The sequence below is a fragment of the Acetobacter orientalis genome, assembly GCF_000963965.1.
Lineage (GTDB): Bacteria > Pseudomonadota > Alphaproteobacteria > Acetobacterales > Acetobacteraceae > Acetobacter > Acetobacter orientalis.
The window spans coordinates 1-20,296 of sequence record NZ_BAMX01000008.1; the positions used below are offsets into that span (position 1 = coordinate 1).

Genomic DNA, 20,296 nt, shown 5'->3' on the forward strand with positions numbered 1-20,296 from the left:
TGCCAGTGCCAGTGCCAGTGCCAGTGCCAGTGCCAGTGCCAGTGGGCAGGGGGGCTGGGCTGCTTTCTGGTTGTATGGCTGGGTGTGGCTCAGGTTTGGGGGGGGCACTCGCACTCTGTGCTTTTAGTGGCACAGGTTGGCACACAATAAGCGTGATGATGAGAATGCACGGCAGCACATGTTTAAGCGGCGGCACAAAACGCAGGACGGTATTAGTGCGCATGAGGGGGCACAGCCAAAGTAAGAGTACCGCGCGCGGGGTCTGTTGCTTTTAGCACCACAGACAGCACATCACCCTTTTGAAGCGACGCTCCAAAAGGGACCGGGGTGCGTGTTGGGTGCGAGTCGTCATACATTCCTGAATCATCCGCAAAGGCGTTGCGGAAAAGGAAAGACGGAGTTCCCGTATTCGTCAATGTCAGGCTAAGGCCGAGCCGTGTTGTTCTGGCAACATACGCCTGTAACACCGTGCCGCAGGCTGGGCTAAGGTAAAGGGCTGCAAAGCGGTTCTGGCACATTTGTGCGGCAGACGCTGCGCGGCGTTCGGTAAAATGCAGGTGTTCCGTCAGTGCGTGCAACGTTTCACATCCCTCGGGGCCAGATATACTTAACGGGGCGGCGGCCTTGGGGTTCTGCATTGTTTGAGAAAATGTGGCGAGAAGGGCACGGTGTGTTACCAGATCAGCATAGCGGCGAATGGGGCTGGTAAAGTGTGTGTAAGTATCTAACGCAAGCCCTTGGTGCCGTGCAGGCTTGAGTGCATAGCGCGCGTTTGAAGGGCGGTTGGTGTGCTTGCTACCGGCTTCTGGGTGAATACGAAATAGGCCCGGTGCCCCCTTTTGCTGGAGTGTTTGCGCTGCAAAAGAATTGGCGGCAATCATGGACCGGGCCACAAGGTTGTGCGCTGCCAATAAGGGGCGTGGGGTAAAGGCAATGGGGGTGCCTGCGGCATCAAACGTAATGGTGTGGGGCTCTGGGCCGTACTCTTCTTGCTGCGTTTCACCCCGTGCTATGGCAGCACTCTGTAGGGCTGCGGCTGTGGCTGCCAAGCTAGGCAGCAAGTCTGGCGGGAGTGTTGCTGGCAGTGCGGCGCTAGGTGGGGCTGGGCTTTGGTCTAGGTGGTGTTGCACCTGTTTATAGGTAAGGCGGGCCGCGCTACGCATAATACCGCGGCCAAGTGTGCCAGCCACAAGCGTGCCTGTGTGGCTTACGTTGAACTCAACATAAACGCATAGACGGTCTTGATGCTCTTTAAGAGAGCACGCCCCGGCAGAAAGGCTGGCGGGCAGCATGGGGAGGCAATGCCCCGGTAGGTAAACGGAGTTGCCCCGTAGCCGGGCCTCCCGATCCAGCGTTGAGCCTGCTGGCACATAGCTTGCGACATCTGCAATAGCGACAATAAGGTGAAAGCCCGTGTCTGTGCGTTCGGCCCAGATGGCGTCATCAAAGTCTTCTGCTGTTTCGTCATCAATCGTAATGAGAGGGAGCGCTCGCAGGTCGCGCCTGTGGGCAAGCTCTGCCTCAAGCGGCTTGGTTGCTGCCTGTTGGGCTTGTTGCTCTGCTTCTTTTGAAAAAATGCTGGGCAAAGCATGCGTTAAAATACTGAGCGTGACAGCCATACCCGGCGCAGTGGGGCTGCCAAGGTTGCTAACCAGTTGCACTGTGGCAGATGTATCTCGTGTGGCAGGGGTAAGTTCTGCCAAGGCCACGCACCCAACACACCATACTGGGTTTTGGGGTATGTGGCTGGGCAAGCGGGCCTGTAGGGGCAGGTCTATACGGCTATCGCAGGGTTGCAGGGTTGCAATACAGGCTCCATCAGGCTGCGCTGTAAGTGCCGTAATACAAACAGGTAGTTGCCTGCTGCCTTGTGTTAGCAACCGAATAGGCCGCCCCTCCCGCCGGAGGTGGGGCGCGATATAAGGGCGGATACGCACCAGCACATCATCGCCAGGCAGCAAAATGGTGCCGTCTGGTAGGCCTGCTACTAAGAGTAGGTTGATATCTGGTGCCGTTGTTAGGTGGGCATAAGCGGCGCCATCTGCCCGTAGGCGCGTTACGGTGGCACGTGCTATTTCTGGCAGGCCCGTAATGGCCTTAAGCCGCCCGGCGGGCAGGCGTGCTAAAACCCCTGCTAACGCCATGTCATGCAGGCTGGCCCGTAAGGCGGTTTTAAGGTGGAGGGGCAGCCCGAGGGCGCGGAGAATATCCGCAAGCCCCATGGGGGCGTTTCCCTCTTCTAGTATACGATAAATAACCTCGTGCCCGGGCAGGGCCGCAGCAGCCTTGCCCTTACGCACGTGTTATTCTGCCTTTTTCTTCCGTGCTGTGGTGGCACGGGTTTTTTTAACAGCCGCACTCTCAGAGGTTTTGGCTTTGGCAGTTTTTTTCGCCTTTACGGGGGCCTCTTCCCCTTCTGCCGCTGTGGCTGCTTTGGTGGTTTTTTTGGTAGCCGCTTTTTTAGGGGCCGCTTTCTTTTTAGCCGCCGCCCCTTTGGCTTTTAGGGGCTTACCTTTTTCGGCCAGCAGGGTCAGGGCTTCATCGAGCGTGACCACGTCCATATCTGTGCCACGGGGTAGGGTGGCGACAATTTGGCCATGTTGCACATAGGGGCCAAAGCGGCCTTTGCGCACCATAACGGGCTCACCGTCTTTGGGGTGGTTACCCACTGTACGGATAGAGGCCAGCTTTTTAGCCAGTGCATCTACCGCGCGGTTTAGGCCAATGGTTAGAACGTCATCATCTTTATCGAGCGAGCCATAAACCGCACCCATTTTTACATAAGGCCCAAAGCGGCCAAGGCCTGCGGTAATGGGTTCGCCCGTTTCTGGGTGGGGGCCAATAAGCCGTGGCAGAGAGAGAAGGCCCACCGCCTGCTCAAGCGTAATTTTGTCTCCGTCTAACCCTTTGGGCAGAGAGGCACGCTTGGGTTTGGCTTTTTTATCTTCAGGGTCTGGCTCGCCTTGCTGCACATAGAGCCCCCAAGGGCCGTGGCGCACTGTAATATCCTCACCCGTGTCTGGGTGTTGGCCCAGTACGCGCATGCCGTCTTTTAGGCTTTCGCCACCTTCTCCGTCTTCTGCGCTTTCAGCAGAAAGGCGGCGGGTAAACTGGCATTCGGGGTAGTTGGAGCACCCAATAAATGCGCCATAGCGGCCGAGTTTTAAACCAAGGCGGCCTGTACCACAGGCCGTGCAGTGGCGCGGGTCTGAGCCATCTGGCCGAGGCGGGAAGAAGAAAGGCCCGAGGTCTTTGTCTAGCGCATCAAGCACATTGGTAATGGTCAGGTCTTTGGTGTCTGCCACGGCTTTGGAGAAGTCGTGCCAGAAAGAGGCGAGAACCTCTTTCCACTCTGCCCGACCATCTGAAATATCATCAAGCAGGGCTTCAAGGCTGGCGGTAAAGGTTGTGTCTACGTAGCGTTCAAAGAATGAGACCAAAAAGGCTGTCACCAACCGGCCACGGGCTTCTGGCACAAAGCGGCGGTTTTCAAGCATGACATAGTTACGGTCACGCAGCACGGTAAGGATGGATGCATAAGTGGAAGGGCGGCCAATGCCGATTTCTTCCATTTTTTTAACCAAAGAGGCTTCAGAATAGCGCGGCGGTGGCTGGGTAAAGTGCTGTTCGGTCTCTACCTTTTCACGCTTGATGGGGTCGCGCTCTTGCATGGGCGGCAGCATGCGGGACTCGTCATCTGCTGCTTTGTCGCTGTCGTCTCGGCCTTCGGTATAAAGGCGTAAAAAGCCGTCAAAAGTAATAATGGAGCCATTGGCACGCAGCACGGTCTGGCCAGAAGGGCCAGCAATATCAACCGCGACTTGATCTAGTGCGGCAGATTCCATTTGGCTGGCAACCGCACGTTTCCAGACCAGTTCGTACAGGCGGCGTTGGTCTTGTGTCAGGTGGCTGGCAACAGATGACGGCGTGCGGAACACATCGGTAGGGCGAATAGCCTCGTGTGCTTCCTGCGCGTTTTTGGCTTTGGAAGAATAATGGCGTGGCTGGGCTGGCACATAGTCTGGCCCAATCTGTTTGCCAATATGAGAGCGAATGGCCCCAATGGCTTCTTGTGCCATCTGTACGCCATCGGTTCGCATATAGGTAATAAGACCAACCGTTTCGCCACCCAGATCAATGCCTTCGTAAAGCTGCTGGGCGGTGCGCATAGTCACTTGCGCCCCCATGCCCAGTTTACGAGAGGCTTCTTGTTGCAAGGTAGAGGTGGTGAAAGGGGGCTGTGGGTTACGCCGTACCTTGCGCCGCTCAACCGAGCGCACGGCAAGGGTTTCGCTCTCTACGGCTTTGCGGGCCGCTTCAGCCAGTTCGGCAGTGTTGAGGTCAAACTGGTCGAGCTTTTTGCCGTTTAAGTGGGTTAGGCGTGCGGTAAAGGGCGCGCCAGCCGGGGTGGCAAGGGCTGCGGTAACAGACCAATATTCACGCGGTTGGAAAACCTCAATCTCGGCTTCGCGCTCACAAATAAGGCGCAGGGCGACAGATTGCACACGCCCGGCACTGCGCGAGCCGGGCAACTTGCGCCACAAAACGGGGGAGAGGGTAAAGCCCACCAGATAGTCAAGCGCGCGGCGGGCCAGATACGCCTCAATCAGCGGAAAATCCAGCTCGCGCGGGTGCGCCATGGCGGTTTTAATGGCGCTTTTGGTAATTTCGTTAAAGGTGACGCGCTGCACCTCTATGCCTTTAAGCGCCTTTTTCTCTTCCAGCATGGAGCGCACATGCCAAGAAATCGCTTCGCCCTCGCGGTCGGGGTCGGTGGCCAGATAGAGCGTTTTGGCCCCTTTAAGTGCCTTGATGATAGCAGCCACCTGTTTGGTGCCACGTTCATCAGCCTGCCACGACATGGCAAAGCCTTCATCTGGGCGCACGGAACCATCTTTGGGCGGTAGATCGCGCACATGGCCGAACGAGGCCAGAACGGTGTAATCATTGCCCAGATATTTGTTGATCGTTTTCGCTTTTGCTGGCGACTCGACCACCACAACGTTAGTCATACTCTCTCCGACCTGCCGGAAGCAGCACTTAATCACCCATCTTACTGGTCAGGAGTTGTGAGAATGACGCGCCCTCCGGGTAGAAGGCTGACACGCCCGGCAAGCTCCAACTCCGTTAACACAGTCAAGACGGCGGAAGCTGAGAACTGACAGTGCCTAACCAACTCGTCAACCGGTATGGGTGTAAAGGAAAGCAGATCAAGTAAATTTTCGTGTAATTTTTCGGGTTGCTGCGGGGCGGCATGGGAGGCTGGTGGTGGGGGCTTGGTACCCGGTGTAAAAGGGGGCGTATGCACCGTTTTTGCAAGGCTTGCCGTGGGTTTTGGTGTGGTAGGGGTAGGGGCGGCAGATGGGGGTGGTTCTGCCCATAACTGGGGCTGCCCGTCTTTTTTTTGTGGTGTGGGTGTTTTTAGAGAAAAAGAGTCGCTTTTGGGCATTGGTGGCAGGTGGGGCAGAATATCTGCAACGCTTTCTGTTAAAATAGCACCCGTGCGTAGCAGGTTGTTACTGCCCCTGTAGCGTGGTTCTAGTGGCGTGCCGGGTACGGCAAATACCTCGCGCCCGTATTCTGCGGCTAAACGGGCGGTAATGAGCGTGCCAGAATGGGGCGCGGCCTCTACCACAACACAGCCCAGCCCTAAGCCTGCAATAAGGCGGTTACGGCGTGGAAAATGCCGGTTGGTGGGAATGGTGCCCAAAGGCGCTTCTGTTACCACCACGCCGCGTTCAGCAATTTCGGCTTGTAATGTGGCGTTTTCGGGCGGGTAGGGGCGGTCTAGGCCACCGGCAATAGCGGCTATGGTAAGCCCTTGGCGGTGCAGTGCCCCCATATGAGCGGCCCGGTCTATGCCGCGCGCTAGGCCCGAAATAACGCTTAGGCCGGACTCGACTAACTCTGTGGCCAGCGCTCCGGCAAAGCGTATGCCGTGGGCAGAGGCATTACGGGCCCCCACAACACTGACCCCAGCCTGATGCAGGCAGCTTACTTGGCCCAAAACAGATAATACCGGCGGGGCGTCTGGGCAGTTGCGGAGCAAAAGGGGGTAGGTGTCATCTAGCAAGGTTACAAACTGCCCACCCAGCCGGTAGGTGGCGTCTATTTCTTGCTCAATATCTGCCACTGGGGGTGGGGTAACCGCGGGGCGGCCTTTAGGCCGTAGGCTAGGCAGAGCGTCTAGTGCGGCTTGGGGGGTATGGTAGCGTGCCATTAATTGCCGCCAGCGGGTTGGCCCTATGGAGTCTGTACGGGCCAAGCGCAGGCAGGTAATGAGGGTATGCATGGCTACAGGGTCATTTAGGCTTGCGGGCTACCCTAGGCTCTGTGCCGTTAAGCAGGCGGGTAATATTGGCGTGGTGGCGGGCTAACACCAATAAGCCAATAAGGAGTGCTGCCATGGGTTTGGGCGAGGTATGAAAACTAAACCCATACAGGCCCAGCATAACGACAGGCATAACAACAAAGGCGGCTAAGGCTCCGGCGGATGAAATACGGGTGAGCTTGGCAACACCAAGCCACGCTGCACAGCCCAGCAAGCCAGTAATGGGGGAAAGCGCGAGCATTGCCCCAAGCCCGGTTGCCACCCCTTTGCCACCCTTAAACCCCAAAAAAATAGGAAAGCAGTGGCCAACCACAACAGCCAGCGCTGTAACGGCGGTAATATTGGCTGCAAAGTCTGGGGGGGTCATAACCCATGCAATAAGCACGGCCAGAAAACCCTTGGCGGCATCAAGCGCTAACGTGGCAGCCGCAAGGTCTTTGCGGCCTGTACGTAGCACATTGGTGGCCCCAATATTGCCAGAGCCAATTTTGCGCAGGTCTCCCGCGCCCGCTAGGTTGGTGAGAATAAGCCCAAAAGGCACGTTACCCAGCGCGTAGCCCATAAAGGCCATGGCGGCCATAAGCCACAGGGCATAGCTTGGCATGTCCTGCATCATGCTGGGGTGGCCTCAAACACGCGGTTGCCCGCTTTCCATGTGCCCAACACTTTGCCTTCTAGGGCGCGGCGGTCGAAGGGGGTGTTTTGGGCGCGGCCCGGCAGTTTGCCGGCTTCAACCAGCCAGCTTTGCTCTGGGGCAAACAGGCACAGGTCTGCGGTGGCGCCTTTGGCCAGTGTTCCGGCATCAGACTTAAGCAAGCCTGCTGGCTTATGCGTAAGCAGGGCCAAGGCTTGTGGCAGGGTAAGTGTGCCATCATGCACGCGGGCTAGTGTAACCCCAAGCAGTGTTACCATACCGGTACCGCCGGTGGCTGCCTGTGCAAACGGCAGGCGTTTGTCATCAGCATCACGCGGGAGGTGGTCAGAGGCGATGGCGTCAATAGTGCCATCGGCCAAGGCGGCACAGACGGCTTTACGGTCTGCCTCTGCCCGCAAGGGCGGGGAGAACTTGGCGTAAGTACGGAAGTCTCCGATAGCGTTTTCGTTCAGGTCAAAATAGTGTGGGGCCGTATCGCAGGTTACGTTAAGCCCACGCGCTTTGGCTTGGCGGATCAATTCCAGCCCTTCAGCCGTTGAGACATGGCCAAAATGCAGCCGCCCACCGGTGAGTTCTGCCAACCTAATATCACGTGCAATCATGATAGATTCTGCAACGGTCGGGATACTGGGCAGGCCCATACGGGTTGCCAGTTCACCCGCTGTTGCGCAGCCCGAGCCAGCCAGAGAGGGTTCTTCTGGGTGCTGTACCACCATAACGTTAAAGCCGCTGGCATATGTCAGGGCTTGGCGCATAAGGCGGGCGGGGTCTATGGCGCGGGCACCATCGGTAAAGGCAACGGCTCCGGCCTCGTTAAGCAAGCCAATTTCGGCCAGTTCCTGCCCTTTGCAGCCTTTGGTAAGGGCACCGTAGGGCAAAATGGTAATGGCCCCGGTTTCCTCCCCACGGCTGCGCAGCAGGCGCACCAGAGCGGGGTTGTCTATGGCGGGTTCGCAGGTGGGTAGAATGGCAATGGTGGTAATACCACCAGCCGAGGCCGCACGAGCGGCAGAGGCTATGGTTTCACGGTATTCGTGGCCGGGTTCACCAATTTCAACGCGCATATCAACAAGGCCGGGGCAGAGTACTGCGCCGTGCCCGTCTATAACCTGTGCGTCTTCAGGCTTGCCTTCAGCGCCCGCTTTGTCTGTGGCCTCAATAACACCATTGCGCACCAATAAGCGGCCGGGTTGGTCTAGCTCGGCTGCGGGGTCTATTAGGCGCACATTTTCAAAAAGGAGGGTACTCATGTGGTGTGCCTGCTCCTGTTGCGTGTCAGCCTATCCAGCACGGCCATGCGCACGGCAACACCCATTTCTACCTGTTCCTGAATAACGCTTTGGTCAGAATCAGCCACTTGGCTGTCAATTTCTACACCACGGTTCATGGGGCCGGGGTGCATAACCAGTGCATTAGGGTTGGCAAGGGCCAAGCGGCGGTTGTCCAGCCCGTAAAAGCGAAAATATTCGCGCGCACTGGGTATAAGGCCCGCAGACATACGCTCACGTTGCAGGCGCAGCATCATGACCACGTCTACCCCTTTCAGCCCTTCTTCCATGGTATGAAAGACTTCTACACCCAATTGGCGGAGGGAGGCTGGAACAAGCGTTGGCGGCCCTACAACACGCACACGGCTGCCCATGGTGGTAAGCAGGTGAATGTCTGAGCGTGCCACGCGGGAATGCACAACATCGCCACAGATGGCAACGGTTAAGCCTGCAAGGTGGCCGCAATGGCGGCGTATGGTCAGGGCGTCTAAGAGCGCTTGGGTAGGGTGCTCGTGCGTGCCGTCGCCTGCATTAACAACGCAGGCTTCAACCTTGCGGGCCAGCAGGGCTGGTGCGCCAGATTGAGAGTGCCGCACCACCAGCAGGTCTGCCTGCATGGCGTTAAGGGTAGCTGCGGTATCAAGCAGTGTTTCACCCTTGTTTACCGAAGACTGGGCGACAGACATGTTAATAACGTCTGCCCCCAAACGCTTGCCCGCAAGCTCAAACGAGGTGCGGGTGCGGGTGCTGTCTTCAAAAAACAGGTTAATGAGCGTGCGGCCCCGCAGTACGTCCCGCGAAACTTTGCGGGAGCGGTTGAGCAGAGCATAGCTTTCGGCCAGATCAAGCAACGGCTCGATCTGGTCTGGCGTCATGCCTTGCAGGCCAAGCAGATGCTGGGTGTGCCGGCCGGAAAAGCTAGCCATTGAGCACGGCTCCTATTCTGGCCAGTGTTTCATCTTTGCCAAGGGCAAACAACGTGGCGTCGATACCGGGGGACGTGTTGGAGCCTGAAACAGCAGCGCGTACCGGTTGGGCAACTTGGCCCAATTTATGGCCTTCACGCTCGGCAAAGCGGCGCAGGGCGGCATCAATGTTTTCTGGGGTAAACTCTGCCACTGCGGCCAGTTCACGCGCCAAACCATCAAGAATGGTGCGGGCTTCTGGGGTGAGAATTTTCTCAGCTTTGGCGTTAAACTCTAACGGGACATGGCGGCCAAGGAAGGCAGCACTTTCAGCGAGTTCAACCAGTGTGCGGGCACGTTCTTTAAGGCCGGGCATAAGGGCCAGCACACGGGCACGGACTGTGTCGTTAACGCTTACGCCCTCAAAGGCTTTAAGGCGTTTCATGACATCGTTGGTCAGGCGTTCATCATCGGCTTGGCGTAGCCATACTGCGTTGATGTGCAGCAGCTTGGCGTAGTCCATGCGGGAGGGGGAACGGCCAACACCATCAATATCAAAGAGTTGGATTTGTTCTGCGCGAGACAGAATTTCGGCATCCCCATGGCCCCACCCTAGGCGCAACAGGTAGTTGCACAGGGCTTCTGGCAGGTAGCCTTGCTCACGAAATTCAACAACAGACTGTGCGCCGTGGCGTTTGGAAAGTTTAGCACCATCTGGCCCATGAATGAGCGGCAGGTGGCCAAAGCGTGGTAGCTCCCACCCCATGGCGCGGTAAATCATGGCCTGACGGAAGGTATTGGTCAGGTGGTCATCACCACGGATAACGTGGGTAATAGCCATATCATGGTCATCAACTACCACCGCGTGCTGGTAGGTAGGGGTGCCATCGGAGCGTAGAATGATCATGTCATCCAGCTCTGCATTGGCAACGCGCACTTCACCCTGCACGAGGTCGTTAATGGTGGTTTCCCCAGTGCGTGGGGCTTTAATACGTATGGCGTAAGGGGCACCCGCTGGGGCTTCTGCGGGGTCGCGGTCACGCCATAGGCCATTATAGCGCGGGGGTAAGCCATTTTTCATGGCCTCTTCGCGCATTTGCTTGAGTTCTTCTGGTGTGCAGTAGCACTTATATGCCAGACCTTTTTCAAGTAGCTCTAACGCTACTTCCGCATGACGGGCTTGGCGGGTGGTCTGAAAAACCGGCTCTTCGTCGGCTTCAATACCCATCCAAGCTAAGCCGTCAAAAATAACGTCTACTGCCTGTTGGGTTGAACGCTCACGGTCGGTATCCTCAATACGCAGGAGGAACTCACCGCCGTGATGCCGGGCAAAGAGAAAATTAAACAGGGCCGCGCGGGCGTTGCCAATATGCAAAAGCCCGGTCGGACTCGGCGCGAAGCGTGTACGGATGGTCGTCATGGGGCGCACTCTTACCACGCGCTTGCGCATGGAGCCATATGCTCTTGCGGCTTAAGCAGCGCGCCATTGCGCACAGGGCCATTTTGTGTTGCGCATAGCTAACGCCTTGCACGCCTGCCTGCTGGCAGAACTGCGGCGGCTGGTCTTGTGGCTGCCTGTTGGTATGGCGTTGGGGAGTGCTGGCTATTTTGCCTTGCCCTATGAGCCAGACTTTATAGGTGGGGCGCTCTTACCCCTGTTGTTAAGCCTATGCGCTGCTGGTGCTGCGTGGCGTTGGTGGGGGTATGTGTGGGGGCGCATAAGTGGTGGCGGGCTGTGTGCAGTTGCTGCTGGGTTTGCGCTGGCGTGGTGTGCCACACACCGGCAGCCCGCCATGCCAGAACTACCCCGCCGCACAACAGATATAACAGGCGTGGTGCAGGCGGTTGCCGCTAGCACAAACCGGGGTAACGGGCAGGCCGTTACAACCTTGGCGTTGGCCCAAGCCCGTTTTGAAACCCCGCTAGATTCGGGCATGCTACCCTTACAACGCACACTGCGTTTAAAATTACCTACTGCCCAGCAGGTAGAGCCACTGGCCCCCGGTATTGGGGTATGGGTGCAGGCTTTGCTTATGCCGCCGCCGTTTCCGGCTTACCCCGGCGGGCGTGATTTACAGCGCGATGCCTGGTTTGCTGGTACCGCTGGTTACGGTCGTGTCTTAGCCCCCATAGAGGTGCTTAGTGCGGCAACCACGCCCCATTTAACACCAGCAGGCTGGCTAGAAGGGCTAAGGGAGCGGCTTGCTACCCGCATTACTACCGCACTGCCAGATACAAACGGGGCCATAGCCGCCACCATACTTGTGGGGCAGGCAGGGCGTGTGCCCCAAACTGTGCGGCAGGAATTTGCTGCCGCAGGGCTGGCCCATTTACTGGCTGTAGCCGGGCTCCACCTTGGGCTGGTTATGGGGGCCTTTATGGCCCTAACCCGTTTTGGCCTTGCGGGGTGGGAGTGGGCCGCTTTGCGCTGGCCCTGCAAAACGGTGGCAGCTTGTGCAGCACTTATTGGCGGGGTTGGGTATGCCCTGCTTACCGGCCTGCACCTGCCTGTGGTGCGGAGTTTGGTTATGGCCAGCGTTGTGGTTTTGGGGCTGGCTACCGGGCGGCGGCCTTTTTCGCTACGTGGGTTGGCTTTGGCGGCAATGCTGCTGTTAGGGCTGCACCCCGAGTATGTGCTGAGCATTGCTTTTCAAATGTCTTTTGTGGCCGTTATGGCCTTGGCGGCAGGGTACGAGGTTTTGGGGCCTCGTCTTGCAGCGTTTAGGGCGCAGGCAGGGGGGTACCCGCTTGTGCGGGTTTGGCGCTGGAGCATGGGGTATATTCTAGCCCTAGGCTTAACGAGCCTGCTGGCGGGGTTGGCAACATTACCCCTTGTTATGGCGCATTTTGGTGAAGTGCAGCCCTTTTTTATTATCGCCAACCTAGTGGCTGTGCCGCTTATGGCGGTTTGGATTATGCCGTGGGGCCTGTGCGCTCTTGCCCTAATGCCTATGCACCTAGAAAGCGTGGCCCTGCACCCTATGGCATGGGGTATTAAGCTGGTTGTGGTGTTGGCCCGCAGTGTGGCGCACTGGCCTGCGGCCCGTCTGCTGGTGCCGTACATGCCCGCATGGGGTTTGGTGTGTGTGTTGCTGGGGGTGTGCTGGCTGTGTTTGTGGCGGCAACCGTGGCGGGTAGCCGGTATGCTGCCGCTTGCCTTAGGGGTGGCTACACCGTTTGTAACACCAGCACCGCACATAGTGGTGAGTGCCGATGGCGGCCTAGTAGGGATTGTGCAAGGCAGCAGCCTGTTTATAGGCGGCCGCTCGCGTGATGGTGCGTGGGTGCAAAATGCTTGGCAACAGGCTTATGCGCTGCGTACCGCTAGAGCGTTGCCACAAAACGGGGAAACCCCAGATGGGCAGATAATGTGTGGAGAGGATGGTGAGCCGGGCCTGTGCTTTGCACACATAAATGGCAAAGCCATTTTGCTACGCCTGCATGATACATCAGACGGAATGGCCCCCCTGCCAGAAACAACCTGCGCAGGCATAGATATGCTTATAAGCACGGCCCCGCTACGGCAAAGCTGCCCCAATGTGCCCATTAGGCTAGACCGCTTTACGGCATGGCGTAATGGGGCAGAGGCTGTGTTTGTTGGTAGGCGCGGCATTAGGGTTGTAACCGGCCGAGAAAGGCAGGGGGCACGCCCATGGGTGCTAAAACCCGGAGGGCACGGTATGCCCAACCTGCCGCTTGCTCAGGCTGAATAAGCTTTATGGAGGGCGTTAGTCTGGCTTGCCCACGATATCTGCGGCGGCTTGTTTCAAAATTTGGGTAATACGCTCAAGCTCTGCCGGTGGGCAGCCACGTTTGCGCATAAGCGCTTTTTTGAGCGCGTGCCGTGCCTCATGAAACGCATCGTTTGCGGGAGCGCCCGGTTGGTCTACGCCATCAAACGCCTCTCTTACCTCGCTCATGCGGCTACCAATGCGGGCGAGTAACGCCAGAATGGTTTCAGCATGGTCTCGGTTGGTGTCGAGGTGGGCCTTGCCTTCTGGGGTAAGGCTATAGAGTTTGCGGTTACCTTCTTGTGTGGAGGTTGCAAGGCCCCCTTCATCTAAAAAGGTCAGTGCTGGGTAAACCATGCCGGGGCTGGGGGCATAAAACCCGCCAGATTTTTCTTCCAGCATTTTAATGAGTTCATACCCGTGAGAGGCTTGCTGCTCCAGCAAAGCCAGCAGAACGAGTTGTAACTCTTCCGAACTCAACTTGCGCCCGGCGGGAAAGTCTCCGCGGCCAAAGCCACGGCCAAAACCGTGCCCTCTGCCGCCGCCATGGCGTGGCCCTCTATGGCCGCCAGCGGCATGAAAGGGAAAGTGAGAAGGGTGTGTGTTTCTGTGTTCTTTAAACATGTCTTACGATATGTATATCTTAAGATAGTTTTCAAGATATATTTTGTGTGTTTTTGTTTGGAAGAGTGAGGGGCGGAGCTAACGCCCTGAAACCGCATGATATTTTTAGAAAATTAGCCGCTAAAAAATGTTGTTGGGTTCAAAGCGGCGGAGAGTTTTAAGCTTTTCCCTGCCACAGTAGTGTGGACTGCACGACGCGACTCTTAAGGGCTCTTTGCCTAAAAAGTACCGGTTGTACCGTAGAGCGCACAGTAAGCTTATGGCAGCGTTGGCGTAGAGTTATGGGTTTGGCCATATCTATGGCGGCTGTTAGGGCTGTGCAGGCTAGGGGCTGTTTTTTCCAACAGTTTACGCCCGTAAGGTGGTCATTTGCGTGCAAAGTTGGCTACCAGCCTGAGCAGGGTGGAGCAGGTTGGGTATGCCGCATTCTTCCAGCCTTTCAAGAGCGCATGGCCCTACGCCTTTAATGGCTAACAAGGCTGTACGCTCTGGGGCTGAAAAATGCGGCATTGGGGCAGTAAGGTGCTGCCGGGTGGCCCCGCAGCCAAGTGCTAGGGGGGTTAGTCTTTCACGCTGTCAAAAGCGTCTAGCGCCCGGCTGGAATAAACCAGAGCCGCCCCAGCATTGAGGGCTACGGCAACGCCAAGGGCTTCGGCTATTTCCTCTTTGCTGGCTCCGGCCTTTTTTGCCCCCACAGTATGCACGGCAATGCACCCATCACACCGAGTTGTGACCGCCACCGCTAAAGAGATGAGCTCGCGGGTTTTGGCATCAAGGTGTTTGTGGGCGGGCTCTGGGGTTTCCAGAGTTTGTAACCCTTTGAGGGTATTAGGAGAAAGTTTTGCCAGCACTTTTACGTTCTGGCTTAAATGTTCGCGGTAAGTGTTCCAGTCTGTCATGCTCAAACCCTTCTATTTTCTGAATGAAAAGGCCGTTAGAGTGCAGCAGGAAAGGGCGTGGTCTGTCACGACACAGTTAGGAGAGCCAAGCGCTCTTGCAGAGCAGACCGCGTGCCAGCTATCGGCGTAGGGTATGAACAAGATGAACATAAGCGGGGCCCGGGCTTTGGAACAGCAAGGACCTCTGGCGGTCTATCAGGCGCGTATCGCGTCGGGAGACCTTAAGAGCGACCCGGATCAGGCACGGGTTATTGAGCGGCTTAACCAGCTCTGGCAGGAGCTGGCGCAAAAGCCGCCCCAACCCGCAGCCCCCAGCAAAGGGCTGCTGGCTGGGCTTATGCGGCGCATTAAAGCGCCAGAGCCTGTGCCATGCCCGCGTGGGCTCTATATTGTAGGGCGTGTAGGCCGCGGCAAAACCATGGTGATGGATTTGTTTTTTGGCTGTGCGCCTGTGCAGCGCAAAGAGCGCATTCATTTTTTGCGTTTTATGCAAGATGTGCATCAAAAGTTGCATGCGCTTAAAGCCGCTAACCCCGGGATGTCAGACCCTATTCCGCCCTTGGCTAAAACCATTGCAGGCCGGGCCGAGCTTTTATGCTTTGACGAATTTCAGGTGAACGACATAGCAGACGCCATGATTCTGGGCCGTTTGTTTGAGGCCCTGTTTGCCGCGGGCGTTGTGATTGTGGCCACGTCTAACACCGAACCGGGCGAGCTGTTTCAGAATCGGCCGGGGGCAGATGCGTTCAAGCCGTTTATTGCCATTATTAAACGGGAGTTGGATACGGTCGAACTCGATTCACAACGGGACTACCGCCGTGGCCGCCAACAAGACCGTGAAACATGGCTTGTGCCAGCAGATACCAAGGCAAAAACCCGGCTAGATGAGATTTTTGCCCGCTACGCCCAAGGTGAGACAGCGCAACCAGTCACGTTAGAATTTAGTGGGCGTAGTTTTGAGGTCGACCAAGCGGCTGGTGTGGTCGCGCGCTTTGATTTCAACTCTTTGTGTGGAAAGCCACGCGGCCCGAACGATTATCTGGCCCTTGCAAAGCAGTTCACCGTGCTGGTCATAGATGATATTCCCAAAATGGGACAGGACGAGGCCAACCTCGCACGGCGCTTCATTACCTTGATAGACGCCTTGTATGACAACGGAAATCTTCTGTTTGCCTCGGCTGAGGCCACGCCAGACCAGCTCTTTACAACGGGTGAAGGGTCTGATGCTTTTGCCCGCACCGCATCACGTCTTGCTGAGATGGGCAGTGAGAGCTGGCTTACGCAGGGGGCTAAAGCAGCACAGGCAGCACACCGGCTCTCTAGAGCGTGACAGAACACTCTCTTGTTCCTGCCGCGGGCGCGGTCTAGCAGAATCACAGTGTGGTTGAAGGTCGCATGGCCTTGAACCGAAAGAACGAATACGAAAGGCGGCAAAGGATGCGGACAAGAGTGCACACACCCAGCACACCCCATACTTTTGCGCCACGACAGGGCAAGGCAGGGCATCTTGCACGCAAGAGCGGGATGAGAAAAATTATGGTCCGGGTTTTGTTCGGTAACAGTACAACGCAAGGCCACCAGTTCAGGCTGGCCCCGCAACGGGAAGGAGTCTGATCATGGCGGCTTCAGATGTTCTGGCAACAGCACTTAACGGTGCCAACATTGCCTATTTGGCAGATCTTTACGCTCGCTGGGCAAAAGATCACACAAGTGTAGATCCCTCCTTCAATGAACTGTTTGGTTCGTTGGAAGATGAGGAAGCTGCTGTGCTCAAAGATGCCGTAGGCGCATCTTGGGCTCCGCGTGCCTCTATTATTACGGGTGAAGAACCCGAAGCCCCAGCTAAAGGGGCCAAAGGCAGCGCCGCAGGCGGTCTGGCCGCAGAAGACAGCTTGGCCATTGCCCGGCTGGTACGCGCCTACCGTGAATATGGCCACCTTGAAGCCAACCTTGACCCGTTGGGCCTTAAAACCCCACAGGCCCGCAAAGAGTTGGCCCCCGCAACTTACGGCTTTACTGAAAAAGACCTGAACCGCGATGTGTATGTAGGCACGCTGCTTCAGCCGCTTTTAAAAGGCCCTGCTGCCAAAATTAAAGACGTTGTTGCCGCACTGCGGAGCGTTTACTGCCACACCATTGGGGCAGAATATATTTATGCTCGTAATGAAGAGCAGCGCGAATGGTTCCGCCAGCGCCTAGAGGGCGATAACTGGCAGAAAACCGTTACGGCAGAAGAGCAGAAAGCAATTCTTAAAAACCTGACCGAAGCCGAAGGTTTTGAGACATTCTGCCAAAAACGTTATGTGGGCGCTAAGCGCTTCGGGCTTGAAGGCGGCGAAATTTCCATTCCCGCACTGCATGCCATTATAGACCAAGGGGCCAGCCAAGGTGTGCGCTCGGTTACTATTGGTATGGCGCACCGTGGCCGTTTGAACACGCTGGTTAACGTGGTGCGTAAACCCTACGTGGCCATTTTTAACGAGTTTTCTGGCGGCTCTTTCAAGCCAGATGATGTTGCTGGCTCTGGTGACGTAAAATACCATCTTGGCTCTTCTACCGATGTAGAAGTTGGTGGCCACCCGGTACATATTTCGCTCCAGCCTAACCCCTCCCACCTTGAGGCGGTTGACCCGATTGTATGCGGGAAAGTACGCGCCATTCAGGACGATGCAGGCGATACCGAAAGCCGCTCTGGCCATATGGGTATTATTATCCATGGTGATGCAGCTTTTGCGGGGCAGGGCATTGTGTATGAGACATTCTCTATGTCTCAGCTCAAAGGGTACCGCACGGGCGGCACCATTCATATGGTGGTTAACAACCAAGTTGGCTTTACGACCAACCCTGAAAACGGGCATTCGGGCGTTTATGGCACAGACGTTGCCAAAGCTATTGAAGCGCCCGTGCTGCACGTAAATGGTGATGACGCTGAGGCTGTTATTTACGTCTCTCGTTTGGCAGAAGATTACCGCCAGGCTTTTGGTAGCGACATTGTGCTTGATATCGTGTGCTACCGCCGCCATGGCCATAACGAGACAGACGAGCCAGCTTTTACGCAGCCTGTCATGTATAAAGCCATTGCCGAGCACGAAACGCCCCACACGCTATATGCCAAACGCCTTGTTGCTGCCGGTGTAGTAACCGAGGCCGACGTTAAAACCCAGTGGGATGCGTTTTTTGCTAAGCTAGACGAAGACTTTAAAGCAGCCCAAGCCTACAAAGTTAACAAAGCAGACTGGCTTGAAGGTGGCTGGGCAGGCCTAACTGCCCCAACTGGCAAAGTTGAAAGCGCCTACCCTGAAACAGGTGTGGCTCTTGAAACCTTGCAAAGCATTGGCAAAGCGCTGGCAACCGCGCCAGATGATTTTGACCTAAACGCCAAAATTGCCCGCCAGCTTAAAGCAAAAGCCAAAATGTTTGAAACCGGCGAAGGGTTTGACTGGGCAACGGGTGAGGCAATGGGCTTTGGCTCCTTGCTGCTTGAAAACCACCGCGTGCGCCTTTCTGGCGAAGATTGCCAGCGCGGCACGTTTAGCCAGCGGCATGCGGTCTTTACTGACCAAACCAACCAGAGCCAATACACGCCGCTTAACCATATTCAGGCTGAGCAGGCAAAAATTGAAATCTGGAACTCGTTTCTTTCAGAATACGGGGTTTTGGGTTTTGAGTATGGCTACTCATTGCGTAACCCCAAAACACTGGTCTTGTGGGAAGCGCAGTTTGGTGACTTTGCAAACTGTGCTCAGGTTATTATCGACCAGTTTATTGCATCGGGTGAGACCAAGTGGCTGCGTATGTCTGGCTTGGTTCTGTTGCTGCCACATGGTTATGAAGGGCAGGGGCCTGAACATTCCTCTGCGCGGCTAGAGCGGTATCTGCAACTGTGTGCAGAAGACAACATGTTTGTCTGTAATATTACCACTCCGGCAAACTACTTCCATGCGCTGCGCCGTCAGTTAAAGCTGGACTACCGCAAACCGCTTATTCTGATGGAACCCAAGTCTTTGCTGCGGCATAAACTGGCCGTTTCTGAACTGTCTGACTTTGGGCCGGGTACGCGCTTTCAACCTGTATTGGGTGAGGTCGATGCCCTTGCACCAGATGCCCAGATTGAGCGTGTGGTGCTCTGCTCTGGCAAGGTCTACTATGACCTGCTGGCAGAGCGGCGGGAGAAAGAGTTGAACAAGGTTGCCATTGTGCGCCTAGAACAGCTCTACCCCTTCCCGGAATCTGCTTTGGCGGCAGAGTTGAAGCGCTACCCAAATGCCCAGATTATCTGGTGCCAGGAAGAGACAGAAAACGGTGGGGCTTGGTATTTCGCTGACCGCCGTATTGAAAAAGCCCTTGTTGCGGCCAAGCATAATACCGGGCGCCCGGTCTATGTTGGGCGTGCAGCGGCAGCCAGCCCGGCAACAGGTCTTGCCCGCATTCATGCGGCAGAGCAGGCAGACCTTGTAGCCAAGGCGCTTGGTATAAAAATTGAGGGTTAACACTACGGCCTGAGCAGGCAACCCGCCCTATATGGGCGGGCTTAAAACAGCCGGCAGGCAAAGGGCTATAAAACCTGCCGGTACGTGTTTGAAGAAAATGGGGATAGAGATGTCAGTCGAGATCAAGGTACCAACACTAGGTGAGAGCGTTACTACGGCAACTGTTGCCAAATGGCTGAAAAAAGCTGGTGATGCCGTAGCGGCAGACGAGCCGATTGTTGAGCTTGAAACAGACAAGGTCAGTGTTGAAGTGTCTGCACCGCAAGCTGGTGTGCTTGGCGCAGAAGTTGCCAAAGAAGGCGACGAAGTAGAGGTGGGTGCTCTGCTGACAACCCTTGAACCCGGCGCTGCTGGGGCCAAACCCGCTGCTGCCGCTGCACCGGCTGAGAAAAAAGAAGCCCCAAAAGCTGCGGCTCCAGCCCCCACACCCTCTGCCCCGAAAGACGCCGCAGCAGCACTGCCAGCAGCGCGTAAACTCATGACTGAAAATAACCTGAGCGCAGACCAAGTTGGCAAAGGTTCTGGCCTGAATGGCCGCATTACCAAAGGTGATGTGCAAACCTTCCTGTCTCAACCGCCGGTAGCACAGCAGCAAGCGGCACCTAAGCCCCCACGGAATGATGACCCGCGTGAAGAACGTGTTAAAATGACACGCCTGCGCCGTACCATTGCCCGCCGCTTAAAAGACGCACAGAACACGGCTGCAATTCTTACCACCTTTAACGAAGTAGACCTGTCTGCCGCCATGGAACTGCGCGCAGAATATCAGGACTTTTTTGTTAAAAAGCATGGCGTGAAGCTGGGCTATATGTCCATCTTCTCTCGCGCGGTTATTGCGGCCCTTAAAGAATTTCCGGCTATTAATGCTGAAATTGACGGTGAAGACGTTATTTACCGTGACTTTGTAAACCTTGGTATTGCTGTAGGCGGCCCTAATGGGTTGGTAGTGCCGGTTATCCGTGATGCTGACAAACTGGGTTTTGCCCAGATTGAAAAAACCATTGCCGGTTTTGGTAAAGCCGCGCGTGAAGGCACGCTTAAAATTGACGACCTGTCTGGCGGTACCTTCTCTATTACCAATGGTGGTATTTACGGCTCTCTGCTTTCAACGCCTATTCTCAACGCGCCGCAGTCTGGCATTTTGGGCATGCACTCCATTCAGGAGCGCCCCGTGGCTGTTAAAGGGCAGGTTGTTATCCGGCCTATGATGTATATTGCGCTGTCTTACGACCACCGCATTGTGGACGGTAAGGAAGCTGTTAGCTTCTTGGTGCGTATCAAGCAGAACGTGGAAGACCCACGCCGTCTTCTGATTGACGTCTGAGACCCGGCAGGCCGGTGGGGGTAAGCTCCGCCGGTTTCTACCCCTCTGACCCTGAACGCAAGCGAGACA

14 protein-coding genes and 1 pseudogene are annotated in these 20,296 nt (G+C 56.3%); 4 read left to right on the forward strand and 11 right to left on the reverse strand.

Annotated features, from left to right (window positions below; all coding sequences use genetic code 11):
- The 8 genes and pseudogenes from Abor_RS03285 to gltX form a co-directional block, all read right to left on the reverse strand.
- Positions 1-223: pseudogene (locus Abor_RS03285) on the reverse strand (hypothetical protein); the annotation flags it as partial.
- Positions 213-2,300: an RNB domain-containing ribonuclease gene (locus Abor_RS03290; RefSeq protein WP_048840423.1), complete on the reverse strand. Its 2,088-nt coding sequence runs from the start codon at positions 2,298-2,300 to the stop codon at positions 213-215. The pseudogene Abor_RS03285 and the gene Abor_RS03290, both read right to left, overlap by 11 nt.
- Positions 2,301-2,303: 3 nt before the next feature.
- Positions 2,304-5,012, reverse strand: coding sequence for a type I DNA topoisomerase (topA, locus tag Abor_RS03295; RefSeq protein WP_048840424.1), 2,709 nt, complete (start codon positions 5,010-5,012; stop codon positions 2,304-2,306).
- A gap of 41 nt (positions 5,013-5,053) precedes the next feature.
- Entirely contained in the window at positions 5,054-6,292 is a 1,239-nt protein-coding gene (gene dprA, locus Abor_RS03300) for a DNA-processing protein DprA (RefSeq protein WP_048840425.1), read from the reverse strand.
- A gap of 10 nt (positions 6,293-6,302) precedes the next feature.
- Complete coding sequence (gene plsY, locus Abor_RS03305) at positions 6,303-6,944, reverse strand: glycerol-3-phosphate 1-O-acyltransferase PlsY (protein ID WP_084594350.1); 642 nt, start codon at positions 6,942-6,944, stop codon at positions 6,303-6,305.
- Positions 6,944-8,236, reverse strand: a complete 1,293-nt coding sequence (locus tag Abor_RS03310) for a dihydroorotase (protein ID WP_048840427.1) — start codon at positions 8,234-8,236, stop codon at positions 6,944-6,946. The genes plsY and Abor_RS03310 overlap by 1 nt, the downstream gene beginning before the upstream one ends.
- On the reverse strand, positions 8,233-9,180 hold the full coding sequence (locus Abor_RS03315) for an aspartate carbamoyltransferase catalytic subunit (protein ID WP_048840428.1): 948 nt from the start codon (positions 9,178-9,180) through the stop codon (positions 8,233-8,235). Before Abor_RS03315 ends, Abor_RS03310 begins: the two co-directional genes overlap by 4 nt.
- Complete coding sequence (gltX, locus tag Abor_RS03320) at positions 9,173-10,579, reverse strand: glutamate--tRNA ligase (protein WP_048840455.1); 1,407 nt, start codon at positions 10,577-10,579, stop codon at positions 9,173-9,175. The genes Abor_RS03315 and gltX overlap by 8 nt, the downstream gene beginning before the upstream one ends.
- 85 nt (positions 10,580-10,664) lie before the next feature.
- Here gltX and Abor_RS03325 point away from each other — a divergent pair, with 85 nt between their 5' ends.
- Positions 10,665-12,872 carry a ComEC/Rec2 family competence protein gene (locus Abor_RS03325; protein ID WP_048840429.1) on the forward strand — a complete coding sequence of 736 codons (2,208 nt, stop codon included), beginning with the start codon at positions 10,665-10,667 and terminating at the stop codon, positions 12,870-12,872.
- 15 nt (positions 12,873-12,887) lie between these two features.
- On the opposite strand, the gene Abor_RS03330 is transcribed toward Abor_RS03325, so the two are convergent.
- The 3 genes from Abor_RS03330 to Abor_RS03340 all read right to left on the reverse strand — a co-directional run bounded on the left by Abor_RS03330 (position 12,888) and on the right by Abor_RS03340 (position 14,413).
- Entirely contained in the window at positions 12,888-13,514 is a 627-nt protein-coding gene (locus Abor_RS03330) for a PadR family transcriptional regulator (RefSeq protein ID WP_048840430.1), read from the reverse strand.
- Positions 13,515-13,862: 348 nt separating this feature from the next.
- The gene (locus Abor_RS03335) at positions 13,863-14,024 is read right to left on the reverse strand and encodes a hypothetical protein (RefSeq protein ID WP_181014200.1); all 162 of its coding nucleotides are present in this window, start codon (positions 14,022-14,024) and stop codon (positions 13,863-13,865) included.
- A gap of 50 nt (positions 14,025-14,074) precedes the next feature.
- Positions 14,075-14,413, reverse strand: coding sequence for a carboxymuconolactone decarboxylase family protein (locus Abor_RS03340; protein WP_048840431.1), 339 nt, complete (start codon positions 14,411-14,413; stop codon positions 14,075-14,077).
- A 142-nt stretch (positions 14,414-14,555) separates the two neighbouring features.
- Between Abor_RS03340 and zapE the strand changes: the two genes are divergently transcribed.
- The 3 genes from zapE to odhB all read left to right on the forward strand — a co-directional run bounded on the left by zapE (position 14,556) and on the right by odhB (position 20,227).
- Positions 14,556-15,743, forward strand: a complete 1,188-nt coding sequence (zapE, locus tag Abor_RS03345; RefSeq protein WP_370684554.1) for a cell division protein ZapE — start codon at positions 14,556-14,558, stop codon at positions 15,741-15,743.
- 286 nt (positions 15,744-16,029) lie between these two features.
- Positions 16,030-18,903 carry a 2-oxoglutarate dehydrogenase E1 component gene (locus Abor_RS03350; RefSeq protein WP_048840434.1) on the forward strand — a complete coding sequence of 958 codons (2,874 nt, stop codon included), beginning with the start codon at positions 16,030-16,032 and terminating at the stop codon, positions 18,901-18,903.
- A gap of 109 nt (positions 18,904-19,012) precedes the next feature.
- Positions 19,013-20,227 (forward strand): 2-oxoglutarate dehydrogenase complex dihydrolipoyllysine-residue succinyltransferase, encoded by a 1,215-nt coding sequence (odhB, locus tag Abor_RS03355; RefSeq protein WP_048840456.1) that lies wholly within the window; start codon positions 19,013-19,015, stop codon positions 20,225-20,227.
- Positions 20,228-20,296 lie beyond the last annotated feature (69 nt).